Here is a 14889-nt window from a genome sequence, read left to right as displayed (position 1 = left end):
CAGAAGGGGAGCCATGCGAAATGCTGGCTCCCTGTTCACTTTTGCGGGATGGGAGGTGAAACTGTTTGAGTGATAACTGGATCGTACAGAATCTAAATTCTGCCTTGCAGACCTGGAGCGACAAGCTGGCTGAGATCTGGACACTGCTGACGCAAAGCCCGGAGAATTTCAAGGGCGGGGCGATCTGGAGCGTGATGACGAACATCAACGGTGGACTGAAAGCCATCGGGTACGGCCTGCTGGTTCTGTTCTTTGCGGCGGGGCTTGTGAAAACCTGTGGGAGCTTCACGGATATGAAAAAGCCGGAACATGTAGTGAAAGCCTTTATCCGTTTTGCACTGGCACAGGGAGCCGTCATGTCCGGCATGGAGCTTTTGACCGCGATCTTTTCCATTGTGCAGGGCATCGTAACAAATATCATGTCCCACTCCGGGATGGCGGGTGGAACTGTAACGGAGCTGCCCTCGGAGATCGTGGACAAGATCGAAGCGGTGGGGATGCTGGAATCTATCCCTTTGTGGATCGTAACTTTATTAGGAAGCCTGCTGATTACGGTATTGTCATTTGTCATGATTCTGACTGTATACGGAAGAATGTTCAAGCTGTATATGTACACAGCCATCGCACCGATCCCGCTGGCAACCTTTGCCGGGGAGCCAACTCAGTCCGTAGGAAAGAATTTTATCCGTTCCTATGCCGGGGTATGTCTGGAAGGAGCCATCATCGCACTGGCCTGCATCATCTTTTCGGTGTTTGCGGCGAGTCCGCCGGCCGTCGAGGATACCAGCCTGTCTGCTGTGACGATTGTCTGGAATTACATCGGGGAGCTGGTATTTAACTTACTGGTACTGGTCGGGGCAGTGAAAGCATCTGACCGGATTGTAAAAGAGATCATGGGATTATAGGAGGCAAAAAAATGGAAGAACCAAAGACACTGAGCTACGACTGGCAGTATGGCCGGGAGAAATTATTTCTCCGGGTAGACAGTTACATGAACGATGACAATCTCTATATCGGGCTTTACCACATGGAAGATGGATGCCCGGAAAGCTTTGCAGACCTTACGGTAAACCTGCCCTTTGCTCCGCTGGGCGGTATCAATGAAGCCTATATCGACCACAATTTCAGTAAAGAAAAGCTTCGTTTTATAAAGCAGTATAAGCTGGGAACGATCCAGCCGGATACCGCATCATCCGGTTACTGCATTTTCCAGAGGGTTGCATTCGACCTGAAAAAACTGGCAGAGCTTGATCCGGAAGGAACAAAAAGATTTATGGAAAGAAATGGCACCCAGCAAGGGGATGCATCCAAACAGAAACCAAAGAAAAAACAGAGATCACAAAGAGAAAGGTAGAAAACAACATGGAAGTGAAAATGAATAAAGAAATCCGAGACTATCAGGAGTCAATGTTCTGGGGGTTAAGTTTCCGGCAGTGCTTATTTTCGGTACTGGCAATCCTGGCAGCCCTTGGGATTTATTTCCTCACCCGGAAATATGCCGGGGAACAGGTAACTGGATGGCTGTGCATCCTTGGGGCGGCTCCCTTTGCGGCCTGCGGCTTTTTCCGTTACCACGGCATGACGGCAGAACAGTTTGCATGGACAGTCATCAAATCCGAACTGCTGTATCCGAAACGGCTGGTATTTAAGTCGGAAAACCTGTACTTTTCCTGTCTGGAAGAGAGCCTGCGGCTGGGTGAAAAAATGATGGGAAACGGAGCGGAGCTTCTGGAGAAGAAGCGGACGAAACAGAAGAAACCAAAGAAGCGAAAAGGAAGGGGTGATGCCTTTGATTAAAACCCTGAGTCAGACACTGAAACAGGACAAAGAAAAATTTAAAGTACCGAGGTCTGTCCAGCAGGCAATCCCCATCCGCAAGATCTGGCCGGACGGTATTTTTCAGGTGGAGAGCAAGTATTCCCGGACATTCCGGTTTACGGATATCAACTATTCCATTGCCAGCAAAGCGGACAAGACAGAAATGTTTCTGGATTATTCCGAGCTTTTAAATGCACTGGATTCCGGCTGTACGGCGAAGATTACCCTGAACAACCGCAAGATCAACAAGGAAGAGTTTGAGCAGTCCCTGCTGATTCCGATGAAAGGGGACGGGCTTGATGCATACCGGAAGGAGTACAACGACATGCTCCTGTCCAAAATCTCCGGTACCAACAACAGCATCTATCAGGAACGCTATCTGACCGTCAGCGTTCACAAGAAAAATATCGATGAAGCCAGAACCTATTTCGCCCGTGTGGGAACAGATATCATCACCCATCTGGCCAAGCTGTCCTCCATCGGGGAAGAACTGGATGCAGAACAGAGGCTCCAGATCTTCCGAGACTTTTTCAAGGCAGACGTTCCGCAGAGTTTCCCGTTTGACATGAAAGCCTTTGCGAAAAAAGGACACAGCTTCAAAGACTGGATCTGCCCGGACACGATGGAATTCCACAATGATCATTTTAAACTGGGTGAGCAATATGGCAGAGTCCTTTTTATGGAAGATTACGCCAGCTATGTAAAAGACGAGATGGTATCGGAGCTGTGCGGACTTGGCAGAAACCTGATGCTATCCATTGACATCATCCCGGTACCGACAGACGAAGCAGTGAGGGAGATCCAGAACCGACTGCTGGGCGTAGAGACAAATGTCACCAACTGGCAGAGGCGCCAGAATGCAAACAATAACTTTTCTGCCGTGGTTCCTTACGATATGGAGCTGCAGCGAAAAGAAACCAAGGAGATGCTGGATGACCTGACCACCAGGGATCAGAGAATGATGTTCGGTATCTTGACGATGGTACATATGGCAGACAGCAAGAAGCAGTTAGATTCTGATACGGAAACCCTGTATTCCATTGCCAGAAAACATCTCTGCCAGATGGCAACCCTGAAATGGCAACAGGTCGATGGGCTGAATACCGTCCTGCCGTATGGCCTGCGGAAAATCGATGCCGTGCGAACCCTTACCACAGAGTCCACTGCCGTATTGATTCCATTCCATACGCAGGAGATCATGCAGCCGGGCGGCATCTATTATGGGCAGAATGCAGTCAGCAAAAATATGCTGGTGGCAGACCGAAGGAAACTGTTAAATGGCAACTCTTTCCGACTGGGTGTCAGCGGTTCGGGAAAGAGCTTCTCAGCAAAAGAGGAGATCGTAGACCTTGCCCTTTCCACGGAAGATGACATCCTCATCCTTGATCCAGAGTCGGAGTTTGCTTCTCTGGTGGAAGCCTTAAACGGAGAGGTTATCCGGATCTCGGCAACCTCGGATACTCATCTGAATGCACTGGACATGGATTCCGCCTATGGCAATGACCGCAACCCCCTCATTGAGAAGTCAGAATTTATCCTGTCCTTGTTTGAGCAACTTGTCGGAGCCGGAAACCTTTCGGCAAAGGAGAAATCCATCCTCGACCGCTGCACCGCAGATGTGTACCGGGATTATATGAGGGGCGGTTACAAAGGGCAGGTGCCGACTTTGAAAGACCTGTACCGACAGCTCATGCTCCAGCCGGAGGAAGAAGCCAGAGGACTGGCCTTGTCTTCGGAATTGTTTATCAACGGAAGTCTGAACACCTTTGCCCAGGAAACCAATGTCAACACGAAGAGCCGTATCATCGACTATGATATTCGGGAGCTGGGCGAACAGCTGATGCCCCTTGGCATGCTGGTCACACTGGATTCTATTTTCAACCGTGTGATCCAGAACTGGAAGAAGGGAAAAACGACATGGATCTTTGCGGATGAGTTTTATCTGCTGTTCCGCTACGAATACAGTGCGGACTTTTTCTACCGCCTGTACAAGCGTATCCGTAAGTATTCCGGATTTGTCACCGGGCTTACCCAGAACGTAGAGGAACTTCTGAAATCCGATACCGCCCGCCTGATGCTGGCGAACAGTGAGTTCCTGATCCTTTTGAATCAGGCCACCACCGACCGGGACGAGCTGGCGGCACTTCTGAATATTTCAGACAACCAGTTATCCTACATCACCAATGTGGGTGCCGGCCATGGTCTGATCCGCTGTTCCGGAAATCTGGTGCCATTTGAAAATTCGTTTCCAAGAAATACAAAACTGTACCGCCTGATGACGACCAAGCCGGGCGAAGCGTAAGAGCGGGACAAGCCGAGACTGGAGGTGAGAGATGAAGGATATCAAAACCAAAGAAGTTACAACAAAACCAAAGACCAAAAATCCTGCCTCCAGAATCCCCAAGGAGCTGATGCGGACGGCCATACTGGAGAGCAAGGAAAAATCCCAGACCATCGCAAATGCCAGGGACAATGACATGGGAGAACAGTCCCCATCCGAATATGCCAGTGGGAAAGTCACATCCGCAGAGGAATGGGCTGCAAGAAAGACAGGCAGAACTGTAACCAGAGCCGGAAAGACAGCCGCACAGACTTCCTACGAGAAGATCAAACAGAGAGCCGCTGGCAAAAAAGAAGCGGAGAAAGAAACCGCCAGAGGAACAGGGGACACACAGACCGCCAATCCTGCCAGCCGGGAAGCTCAGGAAGCACAGATCCGGGAGGTACAGATCCAGGAAGCCCAGCGGCAAAAGGTGGTTTCAGATGCCGTCAAAACGAAAGAGCAGAAGATCCGGGCTGCCAGGGAGACACCAAGAATCCAGAACAGACAGGAAATAGCAGAAATGAAGCAGCTCTCCATCCGAGAACAGAGCCGGAAGAAGGAAGCAAAAGATACAGTAAGGCAGACCGCCATCCGACAGAAACAGCCGGAAACCATTCGGATTAAAGAAAAACCAAGGAAACAGCCGGAGCCGAAAACCATACAGAAGCGTATCATCAAGACGGCTCCCCAGTCTGCGAAGATCAGCGTCCAGCCAGAGCAGAAGCTCCGTGCGGCCAGCTCCAACGCCCTGACAGCCCGGATGCAGAAGCAGATGGAACGAAGGGCAGCGAAGCAGGCGGCGAAGAAAGCTGCCATGCAGACGTCCAACAACGTCCGCCGGATGCAGAAAACGGCAAGGGCAGGGCAGAATACCTTCAAGGCAGCCAAAGCCGCCGTGGAAGCGGCAGCGAAAACCGTGCAGTCCATGATGGCTGCACTGGGAGCCGCCGGAGCAGTTATCGTTCTTTTATTGGTTATCATGGTCGGAATCATTGGCGGTGCGGCATTTTCAGGAAGCTCAGAGAGCAACGAAGCATTGAGTCAGGAAGTCCTTTCCTATACAACAGCTATCCAGAAATATGCCAACCAGTACGGAATCCCCGAATACGTTTCCGTGATACAGGCGATCATGATGCAGGAATCCGGCGGCCGGGGAACCGATCCCATGCAGAGCAGTGAGTGCCCATACAACACCAGGTACTCCAACAGTCCCAATGCCATCCAGGACGCAGATTACTCCATACAGGTAGGAATCCAGTATTATGCAGACTGCCTGAAGGAAGCCGGATGCACCAGTCCACAGGATATGGATAAGCTGAAACTGTCCCTGCAAGGATATAACTACGGCAACGGATACATAACGTGGGCGATACGGAAGTATGGCGGTTACAGTGCCGAAAATGCCCTGCAGTTTTCCAACGAGCAGGCGGCTTCGCATGGATGGAGTGCCTATGGCGACCCAGAGTACGTCCCACATGTCCTGCGGTATTATTCCAGCGGCGGATTGTTTGCCGGCCTGTTTGGAGGCAACGGCCAGATCGTATCGGTGGCACTTACCCAGCTTGGAAATGAGGGAGGCCAGAAGTTCTGGTCGTGGTATGGCTTTGACAGCCATGTGGCATGGTGTGCCTGCTTTGCCAGCTGGTGTGGGGATCAGGCAGGACTCATCAAGAGCGGCAAGATGCCAAAATTCTCCCTGTGCGATGATGGAATCGCATGGTTCCAGAGCAAGGGAAAGTGGAAAAGCCGGGGATATTCCCCAGCACCCGGAACCCTGATCTTTTTTGACTGGAACGGGGACGGAACCTCAGACCATGTGGGAATCGTGGAGAAAACCGAAGGCAGTACCGTATACACCGTGGAAGGAAACTCCAGTAATGCCGTGAACCAGAGAAGCTATGATATCAATAACGGAACGATCATGGGATATGGTATACTTTGAAAATTAAAATAGAATATAAGTTATAACCTATGAAAAGAAATTTGATATGTGTAAGTTGATAATGAAAGTCGATGCAAGTATGGATTCTTATGCAAAGATTATTTAAAGAACCATAAAAATACGCTGTATCAGTTTATGCTTCTGTAGGACACTATTAGAGAGCATGTGATATATTATCTGTAAATAAAAAATCAGAGATCAGTAATGGACACACTGATTTTCTGGTTTTTTTATGATAACTGTATTACTGTATTGATAAATATATCACAGTGCGATATAATGCAAGTATCGAAGTACGATATATCGCACTGAAAGGAAAGGTTTATGGATGCACATATAAAAAAGGTTTACGTTCCCATGACGGAGACAAGTTTTTACATATTGTTATGTCTTCGTACTCCAAATCATGGATACGGGATTGTACAAAAAGTAAGAGAACTGACAGAAAATGAAGTGGTACTTGGTCCTGGAACCATGTATGGAAGTCTTTCAAAAATGGAAAAAGATGGCCTAATCCATTTTATCAGGGAAGAAGATAAAAGGAAAATTTATGAGATCACAGAACTCGGTACGGAAGTTCTGGAGCTTGAGCTAAAAAGAATCCGCAGATTGTATCGTAATGCACAGGAGGTAACGCAATGAAGAAACTCAAAAAAGAAATTCGCTGGTTTAGTATTATGGAGTACGAAAAAGAAGAAAATTACCTGAGCAAAAGGCACTTGGAAGGTTGGAAATTCAAGAGCGTAACATTTCCTGGACTATATACATTTGAGAGATGTGAGCCTGAGAAGGTAATTTACCAGCTAGATTACAATAAAGAAGGAATCAAACATCAGAGTGAATATATACGAATGTTTGAAGATTGCGGATGGGAATACCTGACAGAATTTGATGGATACAATTATTTCAGGAAACCAGCAGACAAGATGCAACAGAAAGAGGAAATATTCTGTGACGACATCTCCCGTCTGGATATGATGAATCGGATTTTTCGTGGAAGAGTAATTCCGTTAATATTGATGATTCTTTGTATCCTGATTGATACTATTGTAACAGATCCCAGTGAACCAGGCTGGATACCAGTATTTTTTAGGGTAATGTTAGTTGTATATGTTATTACTTTTCTACAGTTTGCTGTAAAATATTTTGTATTTTGGAAAAAAGTAAAAAAATAGTATACAGTTGACAACTCATCAACGTAAAGAGTTCATTGTCTAAATGAGTAGGGAACTTCTTTTCTGACTTTAAAAGAATTTTAAATTTTTTGTTACCACCTGGAATTATTTACGATATATAGTATGAATAGATAATAACGGAAATGTAAAAGGGACAGTAGATGTAAAAAATCAGCTTTGTCCCTTTTGTAACCTAAATTTGATATGTATAAGTTAACTTTCTTATTTGATTAAATTTATATGAAATGAAAAGAACCAGTGAGAGAATCGTTAAATTTCACTCACTGGCTCAATTCGTTTCAAATTTTTCGGACAACTCTGTCAGTTCTTTCACCGTTTCCTGGGTGTGATGCAGCAGGGTGTCACGCATTTCTGGCGGACAGCTGGAATAAAGCATTTTCATCTGATTGACACCCTCATCCTCCAGAGAAACATCTGGATTTATAAGTGTATCTAAAGAGATGTGCAGGACCTTTGCCAATGCTCTCAAAATCAAATAGGAAGGATTCATTTTCCCTTTTTCGATATTGGCGATTTGCTTTACAGAAACATGGCTCAGATCAGAAAGTTCCTGTTGTGTCAGTTCTTTATTCTTTCGGGCTTCCCGCATTTTTTGCCCTAAAGCAGTTAAATCATCAATCGGCATAATCGTTCACCTCAATAATATCGTATCGTTCCGGTTTATGTGATGGAATGACCTTATTATGCCGGTTAATGGGCTTGATTATACCGATTATAAAACTGAGAATACAAATTCCATTAAAGAGTAATGAAGGATGCAAACTTACCTGTATCCGTGACAGCATCCGGCGTGGTCTGAAGCAGCTGGCAAAGTATTTTTAGGGTAGAATAACAGAGGGCGCAAGGTCTCAAAGTGCTTCTGCATAAGACCTTGCGCCCTACCTATTGTAGTAGCCTTAGATGTGTATTTTGTAAAGCTATCTTTGAGTGAAGAAACATGATCTTTATCAAGAAAATTTGTTTCTTTCGGATATGTTTATATAGTTCCACTTGATAGCCAAAATAATTCATAACTATTACCTTGAAGCGGGCAAGCACATCGGATAGAATAAATATAAAGAAAAGCAGCGGCGATCTGGCACAAACGTCACATCGCCGCCCTTTAGCATTTAGCATAGAAACCTTACATCAACTGTAAGTGGTTTATCTTCCTGCCATGCAGTAAAATATAATCAACAACTAATCAAAAAGCGAAAAGGCAAAAGGTGATAATATGAATTGCAAAGAAAAACTTTTGGAAGTCCGAGATATACACAAGGTATATACGAAAGAGGGTGTTCCTACAAAAGCTCTTAATGGCATTACCTTTGATGTTCTTGATGGCGAATTTTTGGGGATCATGGGCGCAAGCGGATCAGGAAAAACGACCCTACTAAATTGCATTGCTACGGTTATTAAACCGACCTCCGGGCAAGTCCTGCTTTCCGGCGCAAATGTGAGTTCCTTTGATAGCGAAAAACTGGCTGAGTATCGGGGCAATAAAATAGGCTATCTGTTTCAGGATTTTGCTTTGCTTGACAACTTGACTGGCAGAGAAAATATCCTGCTGCCGCTTTCTATCCATAATGTAGATATATCTGCTGCGGAGAAGAAGTTGAATGACATTGCAGGACTTTTTGGAATCACGGATGTGCTCTCCAAATTTCCGGTGCAGATGTCAGGTGGTCAAAAACAGCGCGTCGCTGCCGCCCGCAGTTTGATTTCCGACCCCGATATTATTTTGGCAGATGAGCCAACTGGGGCATTGGATACAAAGGCAGCGCGGTTGCTTATGGAAAAACTGTGCGAGATCAATCACGGTCGCGGACGCACAATTTTGATGGTAACACACGACCCGAACGCTGCAAGTTTTTGTTCCAGAATCCTATTCATACAGGACGGTGTGATTTTCCATGAGCTGCGCCGGAAAATTCCGACTGAAACACGGGAGGAATTTTATGCGCGTATCTTACAGGTAATGGCACAGATGGGAGGAGGGAGTGCAAATGTTCTTTAACCTTGCGTGGCGAAACTCCAAACGAAACCGTAGTGAGAACCTGATTTATTTTCTTACTATGGTTACAGCTATAGCCACATTTTATATCGTCCTCTCCCTTGGAAGCCAGGACGTGATGCGCTTCTTGGAGGAAATCGAAAGTGACGCTGTTAATCGACTTCTGACAATGCTAATGCCGACGGTTTATCTTTTTTCGCTGCTGTTTGTATTTTTCCTTGTCATTTTTGCGAACAAATATCAGCTTGAATGTAGGAGCCGGGAATTAGGGCTTTACCTGATGTTTGGAATGACAAAGCGACACTTGTTTATTCAAATCATGGCAGAGGGGCTAATCACATCACTGCTGGCTCTTTTGGGCGGACTGATCTGCGGCGGCTTTTTATCAGAGGTAATCAGCCTTGCTACGGCACGGCTTGTAGGTCGCGGCATAATTGCACATCAGTCAAGTTTTTCTGTGAGCGCTGTTCTCTTGACAACGCTTGGATTTCTAATGATTCAAGTTGTCGCGTTGTTCATCCTTTGTGGAAAACTATTCAACAAAGAAATCCACCAACTCCTTTATGGAGAAATGGCGAAGAAACAGCAAGTTGGAAAAATGAGTGGGAACTTATTTTCCCTCATTCTCGGAGCGGTAGTTTTGACGCTTGCATATTGGGTAATCCTAAAGTATTTCATGGTTGCTGGCGGTATGATGATAATTGTTGCCGTGATATTAGGTATTGTGGGAACAATGCTTTTTATCCGTGGGCTTGCAGGCTTGCTGAGCGCAGCGGCGGCTTCTGTGAAACGCAACACAACACACGGTCTATATATTTTCACTCTGCGGCAGTTACACGAAAATATAGTCCACAAGTATATTTCAATCGGTGTTGCATCTATTTTGATTATGCTCACTATCATGCTCATTGCGGACGGATCAACCCGCATTATGTCGTATGGGAACCAAATGACGCGGGGATCTTCTGTTTACGATTTTACCGTCACGGGCAATGAAGCGACTGTTGAAAAATACCTTTCGGGTAAGCAAATGCAGCCCTATGTGGCTGATTTGAGCCGCATGGAAACAGGAACAATGAAACGCCCAGCTTCCGTGAAAGCGAACTCTTTTATAGATTGGTCCGGGCTGCGTGAACAGGTTGTTTTGAATCTGCCGCCAGAAGTAGAGGATCCCGTCACACAAGGAGCTACAAGCTATGAGTTCAGTCCCAATCAACCAGCCGCGCTTAACCTTTTAGGGTGTATTGATACTACGGGAGCTTCGCCATTTTTAATTCCCGTATCTTCATATAACGAATTGCTGGAAGCAGCTGGAGAAAAAACTATCGTTCTTGGAATCGACGAAGCTGTATTCTATCTTAACCCGGATTTTCAGGGGAGTACAAAAGAAGAAACCACCACCATGTTGAACCAGATTGCGGAGGACGCACGGGCTAATGGTAAAGTCTTGATTTCTATTGACGGACTGCCAATTACGCTTATCCCGTTTGTGCCGATGAAAGGCTTGACTGCGGATGAAAACGTAAAAATCATAACCGCATTGATTGTTTCCGATGAAGTATATTCTGAATATGTAAATCCAGGCACCGTTACCGTTTATCACAATTTCTGTATTCCGAGCGAAACTGTGGAAGCTGATGGCCTGATGGTGTCGATTATGGAAGCCCGTGACCTGTTAAAGCCCTCTGGCCTGTACTGCGAAAGCTATTTGGACAATTTCGGACGGCAACTATTTTATGTCATTTCCGGCAGCTACACGACCTTATACATGGGTTTTATGCTTCTAATTATCGCTTGCGCCCTACTTGCCCTGCAATTCCTAACCCAAATGCGAGAAACAAAGGCAAGGTATGCGACACTTTCTATTCTGGGCGCACGACGCGAACAAATGAAGCGTTCCATAAACCAACAGGTGCTATGGTATTTTCTGCTCCCGCTGTTTCCTGCGTGTATCAGCGGTACAGTCGGAATTTGCGCAATGCAGCATTACCTATACTCTAATATGGCAAAACTGCAACAGTCTTATCCTATGCTGCTCGTTATGGCGCTTGTCGTTGTTTGTATGCTTGCATTGTACGGTGTGGCTATTGCGCGGACAGCAAACCGTGAAATCAGCAAATTAAATTGGAAGCCAAATGCTTAATGGGCTTATTCGGGAAGGAGGTGTTCATATTGGCGCAAATTATTGTGGTTGAAGATGATGTATATATGCGGGAAGAATTGATTGATGTGTTGGAAAAAGCGGGATATGACGCTGTTCCTTTGCTTGACTTTGAAAATGCCGTATCACAGATAATGTCTCTTTCCCCGGACTTGATTTTGCTCGACATCAATCTTCCTTTTCACTCCGGCTTTGAAATCTGCAAAGAGGTAAAGGCCAAACAGCTTGGGACTGTGCTGATATTAACTGCAAGAGATAAATTACAGGACGAGCTTCACGCTTTGGGATTAGGGGCGGACGATTACCTAACAAAGCCATGCAACACGGAACGGCTTCTTGCCCGCATTAAAAACCTCTTGCGCCGCAAAGAAGAACAGATGCAGCAGGGATTGCTTAACGGGGGCGGCTTCCTGCTTGATCCAAACACTTTTACGCTCTATGCAGGAAAGAAATCTTATGTTCTTCCGCAGAATGAGGGGAAAATACTTCTCACCCTTTTGAAAAGCAGCCCGAACCTTGTATCAAAGAGCGACCTGTTTCATGTGCTTTGGGGAACAGCGGAGTTTATAGACGAAAATGCGCTGCAAGTCAATTTTACACGACTGCGGAAAACGCTGCGTGAAGTTGGACTTGATGATCGCATTGAAACGGTGCGCGGGCAAGGCTACCGTTTGAAAGAGCAGGTGGAAGTATGAAGAAATTTAATACTCTCTTGACCTATGTATCGTCCAATCGTATTTGGTTGATTACTCTTGGCTGCTTGGATTTGTTCTTTGCGTTTCTGGCATGGGTGGCTTATCCGGGGGATTTTTTGAGCCTTGTGGGGCTAATGATATTTGTATCACTTGCCGCGTTTGTCATCCCCTTTGTCATCTCAATTCATAAACGCAGTAAAATTGATGCCGCTTTTCGGCGCTTTCTGTTAGAGCCGGACGACACAAACGAATACCTGTTGTGTGAAAGTGCCCCCGCGTCAATGCGCCCATATATCCATGAATTAGCCCATCATCTGAGAATGCAAGAGGGGTATGTGAACGAACAGCAGTTAAAGGTTGCCAACTACGAAAGTTATATTGAAAATTGGGTGCATGAAATCAAGAAACCTCTGTCCCTTATGACGCTTCTTTTAGATAATCGAAAGGTTGAGATGTCACCGTTGGTGCATACTCGTATGCTATATGTACGCGACCATGTGCGGCAGAACGTAGAACAGATTTTGTACTTTTCACGTCTTGGGGCGGCTCACAAAGATTGCTATTTTGAACCAATTCTGATCTTAGAGACTTGTCGGGAAGCGGTTGAGGACAATTTATCCTTGCTTGAAGAAGCCCAATTTTCTGTCACATATTCCGGGAACGACTGTAACGTAATTTCTAACAAAAAAGGCTTTATGTTCATTTTGGGACAGATTATTAGCAACAGTGTAAAGTATGCTGTGAAGGACACCGCCCCCACTATTCAATTTTCAGTAACGGATAATCCAGAAAGCGGGCAGATTACTCTATCCGTCAGCGATAACGGAACAGGTATACCCGCGTCTGATCTGCCGTTTGTTTTTGATAAGGGCTTCACTGGGGACGCAGGAAGCTTTTTAAGCCGCTCCACAGGTATGGGATTATATTTAGTGCAGAAAATGGCAAAAGATTTAGCGATAGATTTACAAATCACATCACAGTTGTCATGCGGAACAACCATTATTCTGATGTTCCCCAAGGTGCAATATCCAGTCAGGAGGTTTGATGATGCAACAGCAGATTCGTACGCAAACACCAAAGAAAAATAAGCCTGCGGCTTCTCTGATTATAAGTTGGCTGATTATCTTGGGCGTATATTTACTTTTGCGCCTTGTCTTTGTTATCTTCGGATTTCATTTGGCACCAGTTGTTTTAGGTGGATGTTTAGCTGTTCTACCTTACATTGCGGGAGCGTTTTATCTTTTTAAGACACCAGCGGCACATCGGGTGGGAGGTTGTGTGTTAGGAATTTTACTGCCGTCCATTGTAGAAAAACTCGTTCTTTATTTTTTGGGTGCGTCCCTTTACGGAATACCTCTGGCAGATGTCAGCGGAGTAATGAGCAGAATTGCAGCGAATGAGCCGTTCACACACATTTTTTCTAATCCGGCAGCACGCTATATTCTTAATCTATCATTTTTTGGATGGCAGTACATTGTCGGCAGTATTGTCGTATGTGCAATTCTGATTTTAGGCATGATGGGTATTCAAAAAAGAAAATCATGTTCTCGAACGTAAGGAAAACTGAGGGGATTTGTAAATGAGCAGAAAAATAGTGATGACACTCGTGTGCATCCTTGTATTGGGTCTATCTGGGTGTGGAGATACACTCACTCTTAATCAATACAATACGAGTGAAATTTGGTATATAGCATATACAGACATTGATACAGTTTGTGAGAGCAATGAATTAACCGCAGATGGCTCCAGCATTTTACATTCTGAGGAAGATTATCTTCTGCTTTCATATGTAGTTGACAGCAATATTGAAATTACAAAAGAGCTAAAGGATGGGGGGTGGGACCATTTGATCCTGACAAACCCTCAATGGATAGATCGCTTTGGTGATCCCAGCAAGTTAAAACCTGTGGAATATGGCAGTTTGGCAAATAGCATGCAGGAATTTTTAGATGTTCAAATGCCTATATTGACTGCTGATGGAAATGTATTGCCTGATGGAGTGGGACTATATCAATATGATGGAGAGACATTATTGGCATTTCCGGTGCATGTGGCGTTGGGCGCAGCAGAGCCGATAGAAGCAAAAAATCCATTGATTATCCTTGTGGATAAACCGGCACAAAGTCTTAAAGCGAGTAGCTGTATGTTGCCGCTGACTTCAAGCGGAAATGTCCTGTTTGCAGAAGGAGAGAAACTTCAAGAGTCATTTGACGAGAGCAAACTAATTGACTATGGATCGATTGAAGAGTTTCAGATGAATCATTAAAGTGAATCTGAAATGTGGAAAACAGTAGCTTAGTATAACAGAAATAGCTGCCGCACGACGGCAAAAGAAAAAAAGCCGTCGTACAGCAGCTAGAATCCGTGCTTATACTTCAAAAGAAACTCGGTATGGTGCGTTCCGTGGATGTTGCCCGGTACATGGAAGTTTCAAAACCCAGCGTATGTTACGCAGTAGGAACTTTACGAGAGGACGGTTTTTTGACAACAGACGAAAACCATTATATACACCTGACCGACCTTGGCCGGGATGTGGCCGAAAAAATTTACGAACGCCATTGCTTTTTTACTTATCAACTTATAGCCGTTGGAGTTAATCCACAAACTGCAGAAGTGGATGCTTGTCGCATGGAACATGCAGTCAGTGATGAAAGTTTTCAAAAACTGAAAGAGCATGCGATGAGAGGGATTGCTGCACAAAAAATTGACAATACATTTGATAATTTTCCTGTGAAGAAATAGAAAATGTTGCTTTGCTAAA

The 14889-nt window shown here is 45.3% G+C and carries 15 protein-coding genes; 14 read left to right on the top strand and 1 reads right to left on the bottom strand.

From position 1 onward, the window contains the following. The first annotated feature begins 65 nt into the window (after nucleotides 1-65). The 7 genes from AC04Q4_RS09340 (at nucleotide 66) to AC04Q4_RS09310 (ending at nucleotide 7258) form a co-directional block, all read left to right on the top strand. The gene (locus AC04Q4_RS09340; RefSeq protein ID WP_117628474.1) at nucleotides 66-905 is read left to right on the top strand and encodes a VirB6/TrbL-like conjugal transfer protein, CD1112 family; all 840 of its coding nucleotides are present in this window, start codon (nucleotides 66-68) and stop codon (nucleotides 903-905) included. A gap of 11 nt (nucleotides 906-916) precedes the next feature. Further along, nucleotides 917-1354 carry a DUF4313 domain-containing protein gene (locus tag AC04Q4_RS09335; protein ID WP_117628473.1) on the top strand — a complete coding sequence of 146 codons (438 nt, stop codon included), beginning with the start codon at nucleotides 917-919 and terminating at the stop codon, nucleotides 1352-1354. A gap of 8 nt (nucleotides 1355-1362) precedes the next feature. After that, nucleotides 1363-1797 (top strand): PrgI family protein, encoded by a 435-nt coding sequence (locus AC04Q4_RS09330; protein ID WP_117628472.1) that lies wholly within the window; start codon nucleotides 1363-1365, stop codon nucleotides 1795-1797. After that, nucleotides 1790-4120 carry a VirB4-like conjugal transfer ATPase, CD1110 family gene (locus AC04Q4_RS09325; RefSeq protein WP_330410339.1) on the top strand — a complete coding sequence of 777 codons (2331 nt, stop codon included), beginning with the start codon at nucleotides 1790-1792 and terminating at the stop codon, nucleotides 4118-4120. Before AC04Q4_RS09330 ends, AC04Q4_RS09325 begins: the two co-directional genes overlap by 8 nt. 31 nt (nucleotides 4121-4151) lie before the next feature. Then, nucleotides 4152-6083: a lysozyme family protein gene (locus AC04Q4_RS09320; protein WP_117628470.1), complete on the top strand. Its 1932-nt coding sequence runs from the start codon at nucleotides 4152-4154 to the stop codon at nucleotides 6081-6083. A gap of 324 nt (nucleotides 6084-6407) precedes the next feature. Next, complete coding sequence (locus tag AC04Q4_RS09315; RefSeq protein ID WP_117628469.1) at nucleotides 6408-6725, top strand: PadR family transcriptional regulator; 318 nt, start codon at nucleotides 6408-6410, stop codon at nucleotides 6723-6725. Continuing rightward, a complete protein-coding gene (locus AC04Q4_RS09310; protein WP_117628468.1) occupies nucleotides 6722-7258 on the top strand; it encodes a DUF2812 domain-containing protein in 537 nt (178 codons plus the stop codon). The genes AC04Q4_RS09315 and AC04Q4_RS09310 overlap by 4 nt, the downstream gene beginning before the upstream one ends. Before the next feature lie 289 nt (nucleotides 7259-7547). On the opposite strand, the gene AC04Q4_RS09305 is transcribed toward AC04Q4_RS09310, so the two are convergent. Next, entirely contained in the window at nucleotides 7548-7904 is a 357-nt protein-coding gene (locus AC04Q4_RS09305; protein WP_005337966.1) for a helix-turn-helix domain-containing protein, read from the bottom strand. Between the two features lie 588 nt (nucleotides 7905-8492). Between AC04Q4_RS09305 and AC04Q4_RS09300 the strand changes: the two genes are divergently transcribed. From AC04Q4_RS09300 to AC04Q4_RS09270, 7 genes are read left to right on the top strand one after another with little or no spacing between them, the layout of a single operon-like run. Further along, a complete protein-coding gene (locus AC04Q4_RS09300) occupies nucleotides 8493-9275 on the top strand; it encodes an ABC transporter ATP-binding protein (RefSeq protein WP_055057039.1) in 783 nt (260 codons plus the stop codon). Next, nucleotides 9265-11415, top strand: coding sequence for an ABC transporter permease (locus tag AC04Q4_RS09295; protein ID WP_055057040.1), 2151 nt, complete (start codon nucleotides 9265-9267; stop codon nucleotides 11413-11415). Before AC04Q4_RS09300 ends, AC04Q4_RS09295 begins: the two co-directional genes overlap by 11 nt. Before the next feature lie 29 nt (nucleotides 11416-11444). Next, a complete protein-coding gene (locus AC04Q4_RS09290; RefSeq protein WP_025577041.1) occupies nucleotides 11445-12128 on the top strand; it encodes a response regulator transcription factor in 684 nt (227 codons plus the stop codon). Further along, a complete protein-coding gene (locus AC04Q4_RS09285) occupies nucleotides 12125-13216 on the top strand; it encodes a sensor histidine kinase (protein ID WP_117628466.1) in 1092 nt (363 codons plus the stop codon). The genes AC04Q4_RS09290 and AC04Q4_RS09285 overlap by 4 nt, the downstream gene beginning before the upstream one ends. Then, nucleotides 13176-13685, top strand: a complete 510-nt coding sequence (locus AC04Q4_RS09280; protein WP_015533392.1) for a hypothetical protein — start codon at nucleotides 13176-13178, stop codon at nucleotides 13683-13685. Before AC04Q4_RS09285 ends, AC04Q4_RS09280 begins: the two co-directional genes overlap by 41 nt. Nucleotides 13686-13707: 22 nt before the next feature. Continuing rightward, nucleotides 13708-14394 (top strand): DUF6619 domain-containing protein, encoded by a 687-nt coding sequence (locus AC04Q4_RS09275; RefSeq protein ID WP_015533393.1) that lies wholly within the window; start codon nucleotides 13708-13710, stop codon nucleotides 14392-14394. Nucleotides 14395-14441: 47 nt separating this feature from the next. After that, complete coding sequence (locus AC04Q4_RS09270; RefSeq protein WP_055057440.1) at nucleotides 14442-14870, top strand: metal-dependent transcriptional regulator; 429 nt, start codon at nucleotides 14442-14444, stop codon at nucleotides 14868-14870. Nucleotides 14871-14889 lie beyond the last annotated feature (19 nt).

It is taken from the genome of Blautia sp. HA8986, assembly GCF_056504635.1.
The sequence above is the reverse complement of the archived record's forward strand: the minus strand, read 5'-3'. Positions and strand labels throughout refer to the sequence as shown.

What these genes read in the sequence shown, in the direction of transcription:
- AC04Q4_RS09275 (WP_015533393.1), top strand. Translation starts at nt 13,708, where the DNA reads ATGAGCAGAAAAATAGTGATGACACTCGTGTGCATCCTTGTATTGGGT.
- AC04Q4_RS09335 (WP_117628473.1), top strand. Translation starts at nt 917, where the DNA reads ATGGAAGAACCAAAGACACTGAGCTACGACTGGCAGTATGGCCGGGAG.
- AC04Q4_RS09310 (WP_117628468.1), top strand. Translation starts at nt 6,722, where the DNA reads ATGAAGAAACTCAAAAAAGAAATTCGCTGGTTTAGTATTATGGAGTAC.
- AC04Q4_RS09330 (WP_117628472.1), top strand. Translation starts at nt 1,363, where the DNA reads ATGGAAGTGAAAATGAATAAAGAAATCCGAGACTATCAGGAGTCAATG.
- AC04Q4_RS09300 (WP_055057039.1), top strand. Translation starts at nt 8,493, where the DNA reads ATGAATTGCAAAGAAAAACTTTTGGAAGTCCGAGATATACACAAGGTA.
- AC04Q4_RS09280 (WP_015533392.1), top strand. Translation starts at nt 13,176, where the DNA reads ATGCAACAGCAGATTCGTACGCAAACACCAAAGAAAAATAAGCCTGCG.
- AC04Q4_RS09295 (WP_055057040.1), top strand. Translation starts at nt 9,265, where the DNA reads ATGTTCTTTAACCTTGCGTGGCGAAACTCCAAACGAAACCGTAGTGAG.
- AC04Q4_RS09320 (WP_117628470.1), top strand. Translation starts at nt 4,152, where the DNA reads ATGAAGGATATCAAAACCAAAGAAGTTACAACAAAACCAAAGACCAAA.
- AC04Q4_RS09315 (WP_117628469.1), top strand. Translation starts at nt 6,408, where the DNA reads ATGGATGCACATATAAAAAAGGTTTACGTTCCCATGACGGAGACAAGT.
- AC04Q4_RS09285 (WP_117628466.1), top strand. Translation starts at nt 12,125, where the DNA reads ATGAAGAAATTTAATACTCTCTTGACCTATGTATCGTCCAATCGTATT.
- AC04Q4_RS09305 (WP_005337966.1), bottom strand. Translation starts at nt 7,904, where the DNA reads ATGCCGATTGATGATTTAACTGCTTTAGGGCAAAAAATGCGGGAAGCC.